The 16,563-nt window shown below is 71.3% G+C and carries 19 protein-coding genes; 8 read left to right on the forward strand and 11 right to left on the reverse strand.

What is annotated here, in order from left to right:
- Positions 1-17: 17 nt before the first annotated feature.
- Entirely contained in the window at positions 18-1,688 is a 1,671-nt protein-coding gene (locus ACZ3ZD_RS03660; RefSeq protein ID WP_467393028.1) for a fumarate hydratase, read from the reverse strand.
- A gap of 143 nt (positions 1,689-1,831) precedes the next feature.
- On the opposite strand from ACZ3ZD_RS03660, the gene ACZ3ZD_RS03665 reads away from it, so the two are divergent.
- Both ACZ3ZD_RS03665 and ACZ3ZD_RS03670 read left to right on the forward strand, forming a co-directional pair.
- The gene (locus ACZ3ZD_RS03665) at positions 1,832-2,521 is read left to right on the forward strand and encodes a DUF1707 SHOCT-like domain-containing protein (RefSeq protein WP_467393030.1); all 690 of its coding nucleotides are present in this window, start codon (positions 1,832-1,834) and stop codon (positions 2,519-2,521) included.
- 147 nt (positions 2,522-2,668) lie between these two features.
- Entirely contained in the window at positions 2,669-3,046 is a 378-nt protein-coding gene (locus tag ACZ3ZD_RS03670) for a WhiB family transcriptional regulator (RefSeq protein ID WP_467393032.1), read from the forward strand.
- An 85-nt stretch (positions 3,047-3,131) separates the two neighbouring features.
- Here the strand turns inward: ACZ3ZD_RS03670 and glpX are convergent, their stop codons facing one another.
- Positions 3,132-4,166 (reverse strand): class II fructose-bisphosphatase, encoded by a 1,035-nt coding sequence (gene glpX, locus ACZ3ZD_RS03675; RefSeq protein WP_467393034.1) that lies wholly within the window; start codon positions 4,164-4,166, stop codon positions 3,132-3,134.
- Between the two features lie 128 nt (positions 4,167-4,294).
- On the opposite strand from glpX, the gene ACZ3ZD_RS03680 reads away from it, so the two are divergent.
- A complete protein-coding gene (locus tag ACZ3ZD_RS03680) occupies positions 4,295-4,822 on the forward strand; it encodes a DUF4245 domain-containing protein (RefSeq protein WP_467393036.1) in 528 nt (175 codons plus the stop codon).
- 128 nt (positions 4,823-4,950) lie between these two features.
- Here ACZ3ZD_RS03680 and ACZ3ZD_RS03685 read toward each other — a convergent pair whose 3' ends face one another.
- The 4 genes from ACZ3ZD_RS03685 to ACZ3ZD_RS03700 all read right to left on the reverse strand — a co-directional run bounded on the left by ACZ3ZD_RS03685 (position 4,951) and on the right by ACZ3ZD_RS03700 (position 8,576).
- On the reverse strand, positions 4,951-5,541 hold the full coding sequence (locus ACZ3ZD_RS03685; protein WP_467393038.1) for a malonic semialdehyde reductase: 591 nt from the start codon (positions 5,539-5,541) through the stop codon (positions 4,951-4,953).
- Positions 5,542-5,713: 172 nt separating this feature from the next.
- Entirely contained in the window at positions 5,714-5,944 is a 231-nt protein-coding gene (locus ACZ3ZD_RS03690; RefSeq protein ID WP_467393040.1) for an exodeoxyribonuclease VII small subunit, read from the reverse strand.
- Positions 5,941-7,149, reverse strand: a complete 1,209-nt coding sequence (xseA, locus tag ACZ3ZD_RS03695) for an exodeoxyribonuclease VII large subunit (RefSeq protein WP_467393042.1) — start codon at positions 7,147-7,149, stop codon at positions 5,941-5,943. Before xseA ends, ACZ3ZD_RS03690 begins: the two co-directional genes overlap by 4 nt.
- Positions 7,150-7,226: 77 nt before the next feature.
- A complete protein-coding gene (locus ACZ3ZD_RS03700; RefSeq protein ID WP_467393315.1) occupies positions 7,227-8,576 on the reverse strand; it encodes an APC family permease in 1,350 nt (449 codons plus the stop codon).
- A gap of 80 nt (positions 8,577-8,656) precedes the next feature.
- Between ACZ3ZD_RS03700 and ACZ3ZD_RS03705 the strand changes: the two genes are divergently transcribed.
- Positions 8,657-9,673 (forward strand): 4-hydroxy-3-methylbut-2-enyl diphosphate reductase, encoded by a 1,017-nt coding sequence (locus ACZ3ZD_RS03705; RefSeq protein WP_467393044.1) that lies wholly within the window; start codon positions 8,657-8,659, stop codon positions 9,671-9,673.
- A 29-nt stretch (positions 9,674-9,702) separates the two neighbouring features.
- Positions 9,703-10,449: a polyphosphate--glucose phosphotransferase gene (gene ppgK / locus ACZ3ZD_RS03710; protein ID WP_467393046.1), complete on the forward strand. Its 747-nt coding sequence runs from the start codon at positions 9,703-9,705 to the stop codon at positions 10,447-10,449.
- Positions 10,450-10,783: 334 nt separating this feature from the next.
- Here ppgK and ACZ3ZD_RS03715 read toward each other — a convergent pair whose 3' ends face one another.
- Positions 10,784-11,320, reverse strand: a complete 537-nt coding sequence (locus ACZ3ZD_RS03715) for a DUF6542 domain-containing protein (protein ID WP_467393048.1) — start codon at positions 11,318-11,320, stop codon at positions 10,784-10,786.
- A gap of 186 nt (positions 11,321-11,506) precedes the next feature.
- Between ACZ3ZD_RS03715 and ychF the strand changes: the two genes are divergently transcribed.
- Together ychF and ACZ3ZD_RS03725 are read left to right on the forward strand one after the other, a co-directional pair.
- On the forward strand, positions 11,507-12,595 hold the full coding sequence (gene ychF / locus ACZ3ZD_RS03720) for a redox-regulated ATPase YchF (RefSeq protein ID WP_467393050.1): 1,089 nt from the start codon (positions 11,507-11,509) through the stop codon (positions 12,593-12,595).
- A gap of 104 nt (positions 12,596-12,699) precedes the next feature.
- A complete protein-coding gene (locus ACZ3ZD_RS03725) occupies positions 12,700-12,852 on the forward strand; it encodes a hypothetical protein (RefSeq protein WP_467393052.1) in 153 nt (50 codons plus the stop codon).
- Between the two features lie 30 nt (positions 12,853-12,882).
- Here the strand turns inward: ACZ3ZD_RS03725 and ACZ3ZD_RS03730 are convergent, their stop codons facing one another.
- Positions 12,883-14,268: an FAD-dependent monooxygenase gene (locus ACZ3ZD_RS03730; protein WP_467393054.1), complete on the reverse strand. Its 1,386-nt coding sequence runs from the start codon at positions 14,266-14,268 to the stop codon at positions 12,883-12,885.
- Positions 14,269-14,340: 72 nt separating this feature from the next.
- On the opposite strand from ACZ3ZD_RS03730, the gene ACZ3ZD_RS03735 reads away from it, so the two are divergent.
- The gene (locus ACZ3ZD_RS03735; RefSeq protein ID WP_467393056.1) at positions 14,341-14,994 is read left to right on the forward strand and encodes a TetR/AcrR family transcriptional regulator C-terminal domain-containing protein; all 654 of its coding nucleotides are present in this window, start codon (positions 14,341-14,343) and stop codon (positions 14,992-14,994) included.
- A gap of 57 nt (positions 14,995-15,051) precedes the next feature.
- On the opposite strand, the gene ACZ3ZD_RS03740 is transcribed toward ACZ3ZD_RS03735, so the two are convergent.
- The 3 genes from ACZ3ZD_RS03740 to ACZ3ZD_RS03750 form a co-directional block, all read right to left on the reverse strand.
- On the reverse strand, positions 15,052-15,633 hold the full coding sequence (locus tag ACZ3ZD_RS03740; RefSeq protein ID WP_467393058.1) for a Uma2 family endonuclease: 582 nt from the start codon (positions 15,631-15,633) through the stop codon (positions 15,052-15,054).
- Positions 15,634-15,842: 209 nt separating this feature from the next.
- Complete coding sequence (locus ACZ3ZD_RS03745; protein ID WP_467393060.1) at positions 15,843-16,106, reverse strand: type II toxin-antitoxin system RelE family toxin; 264 nt, start codon at positions 16,104-16,106, stop codon at positions 15,843-15,845.
- Positions 16,099-16,368 (reverse strand): type II toxin-antitoxin system Phd/YefM family antitoxin, encoded by a 270-nt coding sequence (locus ACZ3ZD_RS03750; RefSeq protein WP_467393062.1) that lies wholly within the window; start codon positions 16,366-16,368, stop codon positions 16,099-16,101. The genes ACZ3ZD_RS03745 and ACZ3ZD_RS03750 overlap by 8 nt, the downstream gene beginning before the upstream one ends.
- Between the last annotated feature and the right edge of the window lie 195 nt (positions 16,369-16,563).

Below are 16,563 nucleotides of genomic sequence, written 5' to 3' on the forward strand. Positions count from 1 at the left end.
GGGACTGCGGGGGGGGGTCAGGCCAGGCCGGGGCCGCGGACCGGGATGCTGGTGAACGTCGGCGCCGGGGCCGGGTCCTGGAAGAAGTCGTTCCCCTTGTCGTCCACCACGATGAACGCCGGGAAGTCCTCGACCTCGATCTTCCAGACCGCCTCCATGCCCAGCTCCTCGTACTCCAGGACCTCGACCTTCTTGATGCAGTCCTGGGCGAGGCGGGCGGCCGGGCCGCCGATGGAGCCCAGGTAGAAGCCGCCGTGGGCGTTGCACGCGTCGGTGACCTGCTGGGAGCGGTTGCCCTTGGCCAGCATCACCTTGGAGCCGCCCGCGGCCTGGAACTGCTCCACGTAGGAGTCCATGCGGCCGGCCGTGGTCGGGCCGAAGGACCCGGAGGCATACCCCTCGGGGGTCTTGGCCGGGCCCGCGTAGTACACCGGGTGGTCCTTCAGGTACTGCGGCATCTCCTCGCCCGCGTCCAGCCGCTCCTTGATCTTGGCGTGCGCGATGTCGCGGGCCACGACCAGCGGTCCGGTCAGCGACAGGCGGGTCTTCACCGGGTACTTGGTCAGCTCGGCGAGGATCGTGTCCATCGGCTGGTTCAGGTCGATCCGCACGACGTCGGACGACTCGTCGAGGTGCTCGTCCGTGGTCTCCGGCAGGAAGCGCGCCGGGTCCCTCTCCAGCTGCTCCAGGAAGACGCCCTCCGCGGTGATCTTCGCGACGGCCTGGCGGTCGGCCGAGCAGGAGACGGCGATCGCGACCGGGCAGGACGCGCCGTGCCGGGGCAGGCGGACCACGCGCACGTCGTGGCAGAAGTACTTGCCGCCGAACTGCGCGCCGATGCCGATCTTCTGGGTCAGCTCGAAGACCTTCTGCTCCAGGTCCTTGTCGCGGAAGCCGTGGCCCAGCTCCGAGCCCTCGGCGGGGATCTCGTCCAGGTAGTGGGCGGAGGCGTACTTCGCGGTCTTCAGCGCGTACTCCGCGCTGGTGCCGCCGACGACGATCGCCAGGTGGTACGGCGGGCAGGCGGCCGTACCCAGCGAACGGATCTTCTCCTCCAGGAACCGCATCATGGAGGCCTCGTTCAGGACGGCCTTCGTCTCCTGGTACAGGAAGGACTTGTTCGCGGAGCCGCCGCCCTTGGCCATGAACAGGAACTTGTAGGCGCCGCCGTCGGTGGCGTACAGCTCGATCTGGGCCGGCAGGTTGGAGCCGGTGTTCCTCTCCTCCCACATGGTGAGCGGAGCCATCTGCGAGTACCGCAGGTTGAGCCTGGTGTAGGCGTCGTAGATGCCGCGGCTGAGCGCCTCCTCGTCACGGCCCGCCGTCAGCACGTTCTGGCCGCGCTTGCCCATCACGATCGCCGTGCCGGTGTCCTGGCACATGGGCAGCACGCCGGCCGCCGCGATGTTCGCGTTCTTCAGCAGGTCCAGGGCGACGAACTTGTCGTTCGCCGACGCCTCCGGGTCGTCGATGATCCGGCGCAGCTGGGCGAGGTGGGCCGGGCGGAGGTAGTGCTGGATGTCGTGGATGGCCTCTTCGGCCAGCTTGCGCAGCGCCTCGGGCTCCACCCGCAGGAACGTCCGTCCGTCGGGTCCCTCGACCGTGGAGACGCCTTCGGACGTCACCAGCCGGTACGGGGTGGTGTCCTCTCCCGCGGGGAGCAGATCGGTGTACGCGAACTCAGGCATCGCAGCCCATTCCTCACTCTGACGGACGGGCCCGCCGACACTGGCGGGCCCGTCCAGCGTAGAACCTGCCACCGACGGCGAATCCGTGAGGTCGAGCTCAGTCGGGGGTGTCGCGATCTATCGTGTTTCGGTACGCTGCTGCCGTGGACCTTCAGAAGCAGAACGCACCCACACGCGCGGCCGAGCTGCGCGCGTCCGACGCCGACCGCGACCGGGTCGCCGACATCCTCCGTGAGGCCCTCGCCGAGGGCCGGCTGACCGCCGACGAGCACGCCGAGCGCGTCGAGGGGGTGCTGCACGCCAAGACGGTGGGCGAGCTGGAGGTCTTCACCCGGGACCTGCCCGGCGCCCACCAGCGCCCGCCCGCCGCCGGCTACGCGCCCGCGCCGCCGCGCCCCACCCCGGGCGCGATCCCGGCCGAGGCGGACGCCAACGTGGTGGCGGTGTTCAGCAGCGCCGTGCGCCGGGGCCGCTGGCACGCCGGGCGCCGGCTGCACGCGTACGCCGTCTTCGGCAGCGTCGAGATCGATCTCAGCGAGGCGATCTTCGAGTACCAGCAGGTGGTGGTCAAGGCCGTCTCCGTCTTCGGTGACGTCCAGATCCGCGTCCCCGAGAACGTCTCGGTGCGCGGTACGGGCGGTGGTGTGCTCGGCAACTTCGAGGTCAGCCCGCTGGACTCGGCCGATCCCGAGGCGCCGGTGGTCTACGTCGACGGCTGGGCCGTCCTCGGCAACGTGGAGGCGCGGCCCAAGCGGGGCAAGCTGGTGGCGGACATCCTGGACCGCGTCCAGGACAAGGTCGACCGCAAGCTGCGCCGACACCTGGGGCACTGAGGGCCGCGAACCCGCCGGGACGCCGGGCGGGGGCGTGCGGAAGTCGCCGCGCGCGTGCGGATGGGAACGCTGTGCATAGGCGCGCGCACAGCGGGTAGGCCTTGCTGCATCGTCTCTCGCTCGCGAAGCCGTCGTCAGGAGTAGACCGTGCTGCAACCGCCGCATTCGTCCCTGCAGGTAGCTGCCGTTCCGGCGCAGCGGGTGCCAGCGCGAGACAGGGACCAAGACGCACCCTGGCACACCGAGGCGGTGTGCCGGCGTGACGAGGCCGGCCTGTTCTTCGCCCCGTCGAAGGAGCCGACCGCCGCCCGGCTGTCCCGCGAGGAGGCGGCCAAGCGGGTCTGTTCCCGCTGCCCGGTGATGGTCGAGTGCCGCGAGCACGCCCTGCTCCAGCCCGAGCCCTACGGCGTCTGGGGCGGCCTCACGGCGGCCGAGCGCCGGGTGGTGCTGGCGCGGCGCCGCCGGCGCGAGATGGAGCTGAAGAAGACCGCGCGCGCGACGGCGGCGAACCGCATAGCGGGCTGAGAGCCCGGGTCGGGGGCGCCCTCTCCGCACAGAGGGCGCTCCCGTGGCCCAGGGGCTCGGTGCTCCCGACCGGCCCCAGGGCGGGTTACTTGGCCCGGTCGAAGTCGATCGCGCTGTAGGCCCGCAGCTTGCGCAGCCGGTGCTCGGAATCGATCTTCCGTACGGTCCCCGACTTCGACCGCATCACGATCGACTCGGTCAGCGCGGTCTCCGAGCGGTACCGCACGCCCCGTAGCAGCTCCCCGTCGGTGATCCCGGTGGCCACGAAGAACACGTTCTCCCCGGACACCAGGTCGTCGGTCATGAGCACGCGGTCCAGATCGTGGCCCGCGTCGATCGCCCGCTGCCGCTCCTCGTCGTCCTTGGGCCACAGCTTGCCCTGGATGGTGCCGCCCAGGCACTTCACGGCACAGGCCGAGATGATGCCCTCCGGCGTACCGCCGATGCCGAGCAGCAGGTCGACGCCGGTGCCCTCGCGCAGCGCGTACACCGAGCCGGCGACATCGCCGTCCGAGATCAGCTTGATGCGCGCGCCGGCCTCCCGGACCTCGCGGATCAGGCCCTCGTGCCGCGGCCGGTCCAGGATGACGACGGTCACGTCCTCCGGCGAGGACCGCTTGGCCTTCGCGATCCGGCGGATGTTCACCGCCACGGGCGCGTTGATGTCGACGAAGTCGGCCGCCTCGGGGCCGGTGACCAGCTTGTCCATGTAGAACACGGCGGACGGGTCGAACATGGCGCCGCGCTCGGCGGCGGCCAGCACGGCGATCGCGTTCGGCATGCCCTTGGCCGTGAGCGTGGTGCCGTCGATCGGGTCGACGGCGATGTCGACCTCGGGGCCGGTGCCGTCGCCCACGTGCTCCCCGTTGAAGAGCATCGGGGCCTCGTCCTTCTCGCCCTCGCCGATGACGACCACGCCGTTCATCGACACGGTGGAGACGAGGGTCCGCATGGCGCGCACCGCGGCGCCGTCGGCGCCGTTCTTGTCACCGCGCCCCACCCAGCGGCCCGCTGCCATCGCGGCGGCTTCGGTCACCCGGACGAGTTCAAGGGCGAGGTTGCGGTCGGGAGCCTCGGAGGGAACGTCAAGCTCGGACGGCAGGTGATGATTTTCGGTCATCGGAGCGCACCTTTCTGATACGACGACGGCCGGATGAGGGTATTGGACCCTGACTCTATCCCCGGACGGACAAAATGAGCAGGGGACCCCACGGATGAGCGCTTGGGGCACCTGCGACGATAGAGGGCGTGGCAGGTTCGAACGGCAAGCAGAAGACGGCCCGGGACATGGTTCTCTCCCTGGCCCTGATCGGCATCGCGGCGGCGGTCGTCTACTTCCTCACCATCCCGCGCGACGATCACGCTCCCGACCTCAAGCGGGTCGACTACCGGGTCGAGCTGCTCACGGCCCGCCGCGCGGCGAGCTATCCGGTGGCCGCGCCGGAGGGCCTGCCGCGTACCTGGAAGGCGACCTCCGTGCGCTTCCAGGGTGAGGACTCCGACCGCTGGCACCTCGGCTTCCAGACCCCGGACGGCCAGTACGTGCAGGTCGAGCAGTCCACGCGGAAGCCCGCCGACTTCATCGACCAGGCGAGCCAGGGCGGCTCGGCGACGAAGCGGACCGAGACGATCGGCGGCCGCACCTGGACCCGCTGGACCGGCGGCCGGTACGACGCCCTGGTCCTGCAGAACACGCCCGGCTCCACCACGGTGGTGGCCGGCACCGGCTCCTTCGCGGAGCTGACGACGATGGCGGCCGCCCTGAAGATGGGGTGACCCGCACCCCCGCCCGGGCCGCCCGCTCTTGGACACGGCAGGAGGCCCCCGGTGGATCGCTGGGCGATCACCGGGGGCCTCCTGCCGTGCGGGTCCGCTCGGACGGTCGTGAGTCGGACAGTCGTGAGTCAGACGGTCGTGACGACGTCGTCGTACGCCAGCCGCGGCGAGCGCGGGAACCAGGCGTCCGGACCCGGCTTGCCGATGTTGACGACCATCAGCGGGGTGTGGTCGTCGTCCAGGAACTCCTTGCGGACGCCCTCGAAGTCGACACCGGTCATCGGGCCGGCGGCCAGGCCCGCGGCGCGGACGCCGATGATGAAGTAGGCGGCCTGCAGCGCGGCGTTCAGCGCGGCGGCGCCCTCACGGGCCGGACGCTCGGCGAAGAAGAGGTCCTTGGCCTGCGGGAAGTGCGGGAAGAGGGCCGGCAGCTCCTCGTGGAACTCGTTGTCCGCGGAGAGGATCGCGACCAGCGGGGCGGCGGCCGTCTTCGGCTGGTTGCCCTCGGCCATGTGCTTCACCAGGCGCTCGCGGGCCTCGGGGGAGCGGACCAGGGTGATGCGCAGCGGGCTCTGGTTGAAGGCGGTCGGGCCGTACTTGACCAGGTCGTAGATCGCCTGGACCTGCTCGTCGGTCACCGGCTCGTCGGTGAAGGTGTTCGCGGTGCGGGCCTCGCGGAACAGCAGGTCCTGGGCGGCGGGGTCAAGAACGAGAGACATGCGTGGACTTCCTGGTAGACGTCGTGATCCGGCGTACCGGACCACGGTCCGGATCGGCTGACACGACGACCTTACGCCAGCTAAGTTCAACCTTCAACAAACATCGGGGCGCGGTGACCCGCCTCACAGCCGACCGGCTCCCGCGACGCCGGCCGGATCCGGAAGAGAGGTCCTACTCGGCGCCCCCCTCCTCTTCCGCCTCCTCCTCGGCCAGCGCCGCGTCCAGCCGGGCCCGGGCGCCCTCCAGCCAGCGCCGGCACACCTTGGCCAGCTCCTCGCCGCGCTCCCACAGCGCCAGGGACTCCTCCAGCGTCGTACCGCCCGCCTCCAGCCGCCGTACGACCTCGATCAGCTCGTCCCGCGCCTGCTCGTACGAGAGCGCCTCGCTCACCTTGCTCGTCATTCGCCCACCTTCACTGTGAAATCACCGTCGGCGACACGCGCCCGCAGCGCCTCGCCCGCCGTCACCTCCGCCGGGCCGCGCACCACGTGCCCGTCCGCCCGCTGGAGGACCGCGTAACCGCGCTGGAGCGTCGCCGCGGGGGAGAGGGCCACCACGCGCGCGTGCGTGTGCGTCAGCTCCGAGTCCGCGCGGTCCAGCAGATGCCCCAGGGTCCGCCGGCCGCGCTCCAGCAGCGACACCACGTGCTCGGCGCGCTCGTCCAGCATCCGGTGCGGATCCTCCATCGAGGGCCGGGCCAGCGCGTGCGCCAGCCCGCGCTGCTCACGCTCCACGAACGCCGCCGTGCAGCGCCGCGCCCGGTCCCGCAGCAGCCGCACCCGCTCCAGCTCCTCGCCGACGTCCGGTACGACCTTCTTCGCCGCGTCCGTCGGCGTGGACGCCCGCAGGTCGGCGACGTAGTCCAGCAGCGGGTTGTCCGGCTCGTGCCCGATCGCCGACACCACCGGCGTACGACACCCGGCCACGGCCCGCACCAGCTGCTCGTCGGAGAACGGCAGCAGGTCCTCGACGCTGCCACCGCCGCGCGCGACGATGATCACGTCCACCTCGTCCAGCGCGTCGAGTTCCTTGACGGCCTGCACGACCTGGGGCACGGCGTGCACCCCCTGCACGGGCACGTTGCGCACCTCGAAGCGGACGGCGGGCCAGCGGTGCCGGGCGTTCTCCAGCACGTCCCGCTCCGCGGCGGAGGCCCGGCCGCACACCAGCCCGATCAGCTGCGGCAGGAACGGCAGCGGCTTCTTGCGCTCCGGCGCGAACAGGCCCTCGGCCGTCAGCGCCTTCTTCAGCTGCTCCAGCCGGGCCAGCAGCTCACCGACGCCGACGGGCCGTATCTCGGTGGCCCGCAGGGAGAGCTGGCCCCGGGGGGCGTACCACTCCGGCTTCGCCAGGACGACGACACGGGCGCCCTCGCCGACGACGTCCGCGACCGCGTCGAAGACCTGCCGGTAGCAGGTCACGCTGACCGAGATGTCGTGCGACGGGTCGCGCAGCGTGAGGAACACGACGCCGGCGCCGGGGCGGCGCGACAACTGCGTGATCTGCCCCTCCACCCACACCGCGCCGAGCCGGTCGATCCATCCCCCGATCAGCCGGGAGACCTCGCCCACGGGAAGCGGGGCTTCGGGAGACGTGTGCGCAGCCATGCGGCGAGCCTAACGGCCGCTACCGACAGTCCGGCCGCGCGCCGTGGTTCCCCGCGCTGCACGGGGCACAGCGGCGGCTACTCCCGAACCTCCCGCCGCCCCCGCTGCCCCACCAGCACCAGCAGGCCGAGCACCAGCCAGGCGGCGCCGACCACCTGGGCCGCGCCCGCCGCCTCGACGACGACCGCCACGGTGATCGCCGCCCCCACCACCGGCACCACGGCATACCGCCACCAGTTCCGCTCCCCGCGCCGCACCACGAAATACCCCACCACGCTCGCGTGCAGCAGCGTGAACGCGCACAGCGCCCCGATGTCCACGACCGAGACGAGCTTGTCCAGGCCGTCGTCGCGGCGCGCCGCCCACCCCGCCGCGGCCAGCGTGATCACCGCGGCGCACAGCAGCGCGACCCGCGGCACACCGCCGTCCGTCCGCGACAGCGCCCGCGGCAGCCGCCTGTCGCGGCCCATCGCGAAGAGCAGCCGCCCGGCCGCCGCCTGCCCGGCGAGCGCGGCGAACGCGGCGCCGATCGCCTTGCTCGCGGCCACCAGGTCGTGCAGCCACGTGCCGACGGCGGAGTCCACCGCGTCGTAGAAGGCGGAACCCTGCCGTCCGGGATCGTGCGCGAGCTGCGCGGACGATGTCGGCTCCAGCAGCGCCACCAGGTACGTCTGCGCCACGAACAGCACCCCGGCCAGCGCCAGACAGAACAGCAGCGCCCGCGCCACCCTCGCCGAACCCCCGGTGACCTCCTCGGCGAACGTCGCGATCGCGTCGAAGCCCAGGTACGACAGGACCGCAACGGAGACCGCGCCGAGCACCGCCGACAGCGCGAACGCGCCCTGCGTGCCGTCCCCGGTCAGCGGCGACAGCAGCCCCCGCTGCGCCCCGTCCCGCACCAGCACCACGGCCGCCGACACCACGAACACCAGCAGGACCACGACCTCCAGGGCCAGCACGAGGAAGCCCACGCGCGCGGCGGCCCGTACGCCCCACAGGTTCAGCAGAGTCGTGACGACCACCGCGAGCGCCGTCCACACCCACCGGGACACCTCGGGGACCAGCGCGTTCATCGCGATGCCGGAGAAGAGGTACGCCACCGCGGGGATGAGCACGTAGTCCAGCATCGCCATCCAGCCCGCGACGAACCCGGCCCCGTTCCCGAGCCCCGCGCGCGCGTAGGCGTACACCGACCCCGCCTGCGGTACGACCCGCACCATCTGCGCGTAGCTGAACGCGGTGAACGCCATGGCGACCGTGGCCACCAGGTACACCAGCGCCACCGCCCCGTGCGACCTGGCGTCCAGCGTGCCGAACACCCCGACCGGTGCCATCGGGGCGATGAACAGCAGCCCGTAGACGACGAGGTCCCGGAAGCCCAGGCTGCGCCGCAACCGCTGGGGGGCGACGGTGGTGGAAGCTGTCATTCCGGTGTCGGACACAGCCACCAGTCTTCCCCCTGCGGGCAGGGGCACGCGATCTCCGCGCCCCCGAACGCGGCCTTACGATGGGACGCATGACCGCTTCGTCTGGCCGCCGTGTCCTGCTCGCCGCCCCCCGGGGCTACTGCGCCGGCGTGGACCGCGCCGTGATCGCCGTCGAGAAAGCCCTGGAGCAGTACGGGGCCCCGATCTACGTCCGGCACGAGATCGTCCACAACAAGTACGTCGTGCAGACCCTGGAGAAGAAGGGCGCCGTCTTCGTCGAGCGCACGGAGGAGGTGCCGCCCGGCAACATCGTCATGTTCTCGGCGCACGGCGTCGCCCCGGCGGTGCACGACGAGGCCCGGCAGGGCCGGCTCGCCACCATCGACGCCACCTGCCCCCTGGTCACGAAGGTCCACAAGGAAGCCGTCCGGTACGCGGGCGAGGACTACGACATCCTCCTGATCGGCCACGAGGGCCACGAGGAGGTCATCGGCACCTCCGGCGAGGCCCCCGACCACATCCAGCTGGTCGACGGCCCCGAGGACGTCGCCAAGGTCGAGGTCCGCGACCCGTCGAAGGTCGTCTGGCTCTCCCAGACCACCCTCTCCGTGGACGAGACCATGGAGACCGTCGACGCCCTGAAGACGAAGTTCCCCGGCCTGGTCTCCCCGCCCAGCGACGACATCTGCTACGCCACGCAGAACCGCCAGCTCGCCGTGAAGCAGATGGGCGCCGAGGCGGAACTGGTCATCGTCGTCGGCTCGCGCAACTCCTCCAACTCCAAGCGGCTGGTCGAGGTCGCCAAGCTGGCCGGTGCCCGCGAGGCCTACCTGGTCGACTTCGCCGACGAGATCGACGAGGCCTGGCTTCAGGGCGTGCGCACGGTCGGCGTCACCTCCGGGGCCTCGGTGCCGGAGGTGCTGGTCGAGCAGGTGCTGGAGTGGCTCGCCGAGCGCGGATACGCGGACGTGGAGCTGGTCAAGGCCGCCGAGGAGTCGATCACCTTCTCGCTGCCCAAGGAACTCCGCCGTGACCTGCGCGAGGAGGCGGAGGCGCTGGTCGCCGAGCGCGGCGGAAGCGGTACGCCGCAGGCATGACTGTCGGTGGCCCGTCGTAACGTGGAGCCATGCAGATCTTCGGCGTGGACATCGGCGGATCCGGGATCAAGGGCGCCCCAGTGGATCTGGACCGGGGCGACCTGGCCCAGGAGCGCTGCAAGGTGCTCACCCCGCACCCGGCGACGCCCGACGGCGTGGCCGACGGGGTCAAGCAGGTCGTGGACCACTTCCGCTGGACCGGCCCGGTCGGGCTGACCTTCCCGGGAGTGGTCACCGGCGGGTCTACGGTCCGCACGGCCGCGAATGTCGACAAGAGCTGGATCGACACCGACGCGCGCGCGTTGTTCAGCGACAGACTCGGCGGCCTCCCGGTGACCGTGGTCAACGACGCGGACGCGGCGGGCGTCGCCGAGATGGAGTTCGGCGCCGGGCGGGGCCGCCGGGGCACGGTGATCCTGCTCACCTTCGGCACGGGCATCGGCAGCGCCGTCTTCGTGGACGGCACCCTCCTGCCGAACACCGAACTGGGCCACCTGGAGCTGCACGGCCACGAAGCGGAGAAGCGCGCCTCCAGCAAGGCCAAGGAGGACCACGACCTCAGCTGGGAGCAGTGGGCCCACCGCGTCCAGAAGTTCCTGGCCCACGTGGAGATGCTGTTCTCCCCCGAACTGTTCATCATCGGCGGCGGGGTCAGCCGCAAGTCCCACAAGTTCCTGCACTTCATCGAGGACGTCCGAGCCGAGATCGTCCCGGCGCAGCTCCAGAACGACGCGGGGATCGTGGGGGCGGCGATGAGAGCGAGGGAGCAGGGCTGAGGGGGCGGGGCGCGGGCCTGGGCTCGCGGGCGCGGGGAGGCGCGGGGGCGCGGGAATGCCCCTTCGCGCCGGGGGCGACTCCTTGTTGCCGGCGGGGCGGGCGCTTGCCGGGGGCGGCGCTCGGCCCCGCAGGGCATCCGCCGGCGTCGGCCAGGTGGCGCGGGCACCCCGGCACCGGCGTGTCGGCTGACGGTTGGCGGCTGACCGCTGACCGCTGACCGCTGACCGCTGACCGCTGACCGCTGCGGTTGCCGGCCCGGTCCGAAGAAGAGCCCGGGTAGAAGGGTGCCGGCAGCGGGGCCCGGTGACAGGGGCCCCGCCCGGCCGGTCGCTGTCAGACGCGTCGGCGGCGGCGCTGGACCCAGCGGATCCGGCGCACGAGGGCGATCAGGCCGGCGGTGAGTGTGCCCGCGTAGAGCCACCCCGCCTGGGTGGCGAGGCCGGTGACCAGGCCCATCATGCGGCCGAGCAGCCCCCCGCCGCCGTCGGCGACCGGCAGCAGGCCCACGGCGAACGCGATCGGTGTGACGACGGGCGCGGTCAGGACGTCCCCGGGGCGCACCCACAGCGCGGTCAGCACGCACACCGGCAGGAACAGCACGCCGTAGGCCGTGAGGGACGCGCCGAACAGCAGCTGGTCCAGGAGGCCGACCAGGAACATCGCCGCCGCGCAGAACAGCCCGCTGCCGAGCCCGGTCAGCCGGGGGTCCGGCATCCGCAGGACCGCCGGGCCGGGCCGCGCCCCGCCCAGCGGCGGCGCGGGCCGGCGCTCGCCTCCCGGCCGGCGCCGTGCCTGCGCCGGCAGCGGGTGCGAGGAGGGCCTACCGCGTCGCGGTCCGTCGTTCGGGGGTCGCGTTCCGTATTGCTCCACAGGGACCAACCTAGGTCTGTTTATGTGCCGAATCGGCCCCGGGACACGCCGGTGGCGGGAGCTTGGCCGGACGTTCGACGCTCTCGCGAGGCCGGCCCCCGGGACGCCGTAAACTGGTGGATCGGCCAGTGTCGGTCTCTGGCCCCCTGGCAGCCCCTGGCCCCCTCAACTACGGGAAGTCGCAACGTGTCGCTCACGATCGGAATCGTCGGCCTGCCCAATGTCGGCAAGTCGACCCTGTTCAACGCCCTGACCAAGAACGACGTGCTGGCGGCCAACTACCCGTTCGCCACGATCGAGCCCAACGTCGGCGTGGTCGGCGTGCCCGACGCCCGTCTGGCCCAGCTGGCCTCGATCTTCAAGTCGGAGCGCATCCTTCCGGCCACGGTCGACTTCGTCGACATCGCCGGCATCGTGCGCGGCGCCTCCGAGGGCGAGGGCCTGGGCAACAAGTTCCTCGCGAACATCCGCGAGTCCGACGCGATCTGCCAGGTCATCCGCGCCTTCAAGGACGAGAACGTCGTCCACGTCGACGGCAAGGTCTCGCCGAAGGACGACATCGAGACGATCAACACCGAGCTGATCCTCGCCGACCTCCAGACCATCGAGAAGGTCCTGCCCCGGCTCCAGAAGGAGTCGCGGATCAAGAAGGACATCGCGCCCAAGGTCAAGGCCGTCGAGGAGGCCAAGGAGATCCTGGAGAAGGGCGACACGCTCTTCTCGCACGGCATCGTCCAGGGCAGCGAGCGCGCCGAGCTCCTGCACGACCTGCACCTGCTCACCGCCAAGCCCTTCCTCTACGTCTTCAACGTCGACGAGGTGGAACTGACCGACGAGGACTTCAAGAACGAGCAGCGCGCCCTGGTCGCCCCGGCCGAGGCGATCTTCCTCAACGCCAAGCTGGAGGCCGACCTCGCCGAGCTGGACGAGGAGGAGGCCCTGGAGCTTCTCCAGTCCGTCGGTCAGGAGGAGCCCGGCCTCGCCACCCTCGCCCGCGTCGGCTTCAACACCCTCGGCCTCCAGACGTACCTGACGGCCGGCCCCAAGGAGTCCCGCGCCTGGACCATCAAGAAGGGCGCCACGGCCCCCGAGGCGGCCGGTGTCATCCACACCGACTTCCAGAAGGGCTTCATCAAGGCCGAGGTCATCTCGTTCACCGACCTGATCGAAACCGGCTCGGTCACCGAGGCCCGCGCCAAGGGCAAGGCCCGCATGGAAGGCAAGGACTACGTGATGCAGGACGGCGACGTGGTGGAGTTCCGCTTCAACGTCTGAGCGGGTGAATCGACACCACGTCGCTGACGTGGCAAACGCGCAGGTCAGAAGGGGTTCCCCTCTCCGGAGGTGGACCCCTGACCTCCCCCCCCCGTGCTGAATGGGTGCTGGATCAGCTGAGCGACCATCAGTCGTTTGCCCTCTCGGATGACATCGCCGCGGCCTTCCGCCGTCGCAAGCGCCTGTCCGCGACGGCCACCTCGGCGGCCGATGCGCTCTTCCCAGGGTTCACGGTGAAGCTGTCGCCGGCCTCGTAGCCCGGCCCCGGTGCCCGATGCGGGCGGGGTTCAGCGGATGCCGACGCCGTCGAGGTAGGCCGCCAGGTCCTCCGTCACCGTCTCGCCCGCCCAGCCGACGTAGCCGTCGGGGCGGATCAGGAAGACGCCGGGGCCGTAGGAGTCGGGGGCGGACGGCAGGGTCCGCACGCCCGCCCGCGGGGCAGCGGTCGCGCCCAGCAGGGTCCAGTGCGGTCCCCGGAAGAGGTCGAAGAGGCGGCCGCCGGAGACCTCGGCGTCCGGGGCACGGTCGCCCGCGCGCACCGGTCCCGGGTCGGTGCGGGTCTCGGCGCTGAGCGACGACTCCCGGTAGCCGACGCCGAGTTGGACGGTGGCCCGGCCCCGCTGGACCTCGCCGTGGTGCACGCCGGTGGACAGCTCCAGCATGGCCGCGGCGTTCGCCCGCCGCTCCTCCTCGTACGTCTCCAGCAGGGACTCGGGGGCGCCCTCCAGGACCGCCGCCAGCTTCCAGCCGAGGTTGTAGGCGTCCTGGACGCTGGTGTTGAGGCCCTGCCCGCCGGCCGGCGAGTGCACATGCGCGGCGTCGCCCGCCAGGAACACCCGGCCCACCCGGAACCGGTCCGCGAGCGCCGCCCGGGGCCGGAACTCCGAGGCCCAGCGCACCTCGAGCACGTCCTCGGCGGACAGGTGGGTGTACCGGGCGACCAGTTCGCGCACCCCGTCCTCGGTCACATCCGGCTCCGCGCTCACCGGCAGCCGCGCGGCCAGCTGGAACTCCTCGGTGCCGGCCAGCGGGCAGATCCCGAGGACGCTGTCGTCCGCGGCCGGGAAGGCGTGCCAGTACTCCCGGTCCAGGCCCCGCACCCGCAGGTCCGCCACCACGAACGGCGCCGGGTCGACGGTCTCGCCGGTCATGCCGACGCCTAGGGCCCGCCGGATCCCCGAGCGCCCGCCGTCGGCCGCCACCACATAGCGCGCGCGGGCCGTCGTACCGTCCGCGAACGTTACGTCCACGCCGTCCGCATCCTGCTCAAGGCCCGTGACCTCACGCCCGAAGGCGACCTTCCCGCCCAGCTCGGTGAGCCGGGTGTACAGGATCTCCTGGGTGCGCCACTGCGGGATCATCCGCGGCGCGGGGTAGGGGGTGCCCGCGTCCGGCTCCAACCGCTCGAACATCGACACCTCGCCGACCCGCTCGCCGTCCTGCCAGACCATCCGGTTCGGGTAGGGCCCGCTCGCGGCGAGAACCGTGTCGATAACGCCCAGGTCGTCGAAGACCTCCTGGGTGCGGGGCTGGATCCCCTTGCCGCGCGAGCCCGGGAACAGGGCGTCCTCGCGCTCCACGAGCCGGGCCGCGACCCCGCGCCGGGCGAGGTCGATGCCGAGGGCGAGTCCGGTGGGGCCCGCACCCACGATCAGGACATCCGTCGTATCCATGGCCACCTCTCCTTAACACCGTTAAGTTCCGACGGCCATGAGCGTGCCCTTAACGCTGTTAAGCTGTCAAGGGTGAGTACGGAACGACGATCACCCCTGGACCGTGCGCGGGTCGCCGACACGGCGCTGCGGCTGCTGAACGAGACCGGCCTCGACGGGCTGACCCTGCGCGCCATCGCGAGGGAGCTGGACGTCAAGGCGCCCGCCCTGTACTGGCACTTCAAGGACAAGCAGGCGCTGCTCGACGAGATGGCGACGCAGATGTTCCGGCGGATGGCGGCCGGCATCGAACTCGACCCCGCCGACACCTGGCGGGAACGCCTGCTGAAGGTCAACCGCGGTCTGCGCACCGCGCTGCTCGGCTACCGCGACGGCGCCAAGGTCTTCAGCGGCTCACGCTTCACCGGCACCGACCACGCCCCCGCCCTGGAGGCGAACCTGCGCCTGCTGACGGACGCCGGGCTGACCCTCGCCCAGGCCGTCGACGCGGGCCGCACGGTGCACGCCTACACCATCGGCTTCGTCACCGAGGAGCAGGGCATGCGCCCCCTGCCGAGCGACGAGAAGGCCCGCACCGACATCGCCGACCGCGCCCGCCGCCTGGCCGACTACCCCCTCGCGGCGGCGGCCGGCGAACTCCTCTTCGGCGACTACGACCGCCAGTTCGAGGAAGGTCTGGCGATCGTGATCGCGGGGATCGGGGCGCGGTACGGGGTGGCGTCCTAGATCGGGTGGTGGTCGGCAGATTCTTGCGGTTGCCCTGCGCCGTTCTTGTGCTGACTCCTACTTGCTCCTCGGCGGGGTGAGCTTGTCGAGGTCCAGGCTGATCTCGAACGGCACAGGCCGCTTCAGGGTGCCCCGGAAGATGCCGGCGGGCGCGTAGACGCCCGTGGGTTCGTCGAGTTCGTAGACGTGGACGACGGGGGCGCCGTCTTCGTCCTCGATGCACCAGTAGTGCGGGATGCCGGCCTCCGCGTACTTGCGCAGCTTGACCGTGCGGTCCCGGTGCGCGGACTCAGGTGAGACGACCTCGATGACCAGTCGCACCTCGTCCGGCGCGAACCAAGTGCGGTCTCCGTCGTAGTCGGCCGTCGTCAACAGCAGATCCGGCTCGGGCCGGTTTCGCTCGTCGAGCCTTATGGTCATCTCGCGGCCGACCCTGACATCGCCGGGCGCCTGCTCCATGAGAGCGACGGTGAGCATGGTGACGAGGTGGCCGCGCCACCACCTCTGCGGCGACTTCATGAAGACAAGCGCTCCGTCGATCAGCTCGGTGTGACGGGGTGCCTCGGGAAGGCGGTCCAGGTCTTCCGCGAACCAGCCTTCCTCGCGCGGCGGGCGCATCCAGTCGGGCAGTGCGGTCATGGCTCAACCGTAGCGATTCGACGAGGCGTGGGCCACGAGATCGTCCTCGGGCGGCTGCCGTTCCTGTCGTCCTGGAGTCCCGGACTTGTCGCCGGTGCTGATTCTGGTCAAACGTGAGGTCAGAAGGGGTCGGCTCCTCCGGGGGCCGGCCCCTTCGTCGTCGCCGTGCTGGATGGGCGAGGGATATTCCGACGCCGGACCAGTCGGCATCAGGTGCCGTAAACGGTGGAGCGATGCCCGACGTGTACGGCCCACACCTCGAGCTCTCCGTTGTCGAGGGTGTAGACGACCCGGTAGTCGCCGACGCGCAGTCGACGGCGCTCCGGCTGCGACACGAGCGCGGTGGTGTCGAAGCCGAGGGGATCGCTCTCCAGCTCGGTCAGCCTGGCCAGGATGCGCAGGGCCATGTCGCGTGGGATCTTCCGAAGCTCGGCCTGCGCCTCCGGCCGGAAGACGGTTCGGTACTCACTCACCGCGCGCCAGCGTCTCCCTCATGATGTCCTCGATCGGGATGCCGGGAGCCGGGTTGGCCATGCGCTCGTCGATGATCCGGTTGATCTCGCGCTCTTCCCACTCCTGGTACTTGCGCAGCACCTCGATGGAGACGGCGGCGGCGACTTCCTTCCCCCGGCGCGTGATGACCGTGGGCACGTCGTCGCGGTCCGCGCGCTCCACGACTTCCGCCAGATGGGCGCGCACGTCGCGGATGGACTCTACGGGCAGTTGCTGCGTCATGCGCTCAAGCGCACCGAGTGTGCCATGTGTACACAAATTCCGTGGTGCTGATCACAGCTGGCGCTTCAGTCCGACGCAGGCGGCTACCACCTCTGCGCGGTGACGGGACTCCGTGCCGGACACGGCTGCTTCGATTCGCCGGGTGTACTGCCGCTCACGCTCTCGTTCCCGGCGCTCCTCCGTCCGGTGGCGCAC

This window comes from Streptomyces sp. NPDC023481 (assembly GCF_055560195.1).

What these genes read in the sequence shown, in the direction of transcription:
- ACZ3ZD_RS03660 (WP_467393028.1), bottom strand. Translation starts at nt 1,688, where the DNA reads ATGCCTGAGTTCGCGTACACCGATCTGCTCCCCGCGGGAGAGGACACC.
- glpX (WP_467393034.1), bottom strand. Translation starts at nt 4,166, where the DNA reads ATGACCGAAAATCATCACCTGCCGTCCGAGCTTGACGTTCCCTCCGAG.
- ACZ3ZD_RS03685 (WP_467393038.1), bottom strand. Translation starts at nt 5,541, where the DNA reads ATGTCTCTCGTTCTTGACCCCGCCGCCCAGGACCTGCTGTTCCGCGAG.
- ACZ3ZD_RS03690 (WP_467393040.1), bottom strand. Translation starts at nt 5,944, where the DNA reads ATGACGAGCAAGGTGAGCGAGGCGCTCTCGTACGAGCAGGCGCGGGAC.
- xseA (WP_467393042.1), bottom strand. Translation starts at nt 7,149, where the DNA reads ATGGCTGCGCACACGTCTCCCGAAGCCCCGCTTCCCGTGGGCGAGGTC.
- ACZ3ZD_RS03700 (WP_467393315.1), bottom strand. Translation starts at nt 8,576, where the DNA reads ATGACAGCTTCCACCACCGTCGCCCCCCAGCGGTTGCGGCGCAGCCTG.
- ACZ3ZD_RS03705 (WP_467393044.1), top strand. Translation starts at nt 8,657, where the DNA reads ATGGGACGCATGACCGCTTCGTCTGGCCGCCGTGTCCTGCTCGCCGCC.
- ppgK (WP_467393046.1), top strand. Translation starts at nt 9,703, where the DNA reads ATGCAGATCTTCGGCGTGGACATCGGCGGATCCGGGATCAAGGGCGCC.
- ACZ3ZD_RS03730 (WP_467393054.1), bottom strand. Translation starts at nt 14,268, where the DNA reads ATGGATACGACGGATGTCCTGATCGTGGGTGCGGGCCCCACCGGACTC.
- ACZ3ZD_RS03740 (WP_467393058.1), bottom strand. Translation starts at nt 15,633, where the DNA reads ATGACCGCACTGCCCGACTGGATGCGCCCGCCGCGCGAGGAAGGCTGG.
- ACZ3ZD_RS03750 (WP_467393062.1), bottom strand. Translation starts at nt 16,368, where the DNA reads ATGACGCAGCAACTGCCCGTAGAGTCCATCCGCGACGTGCGCGCCCAT.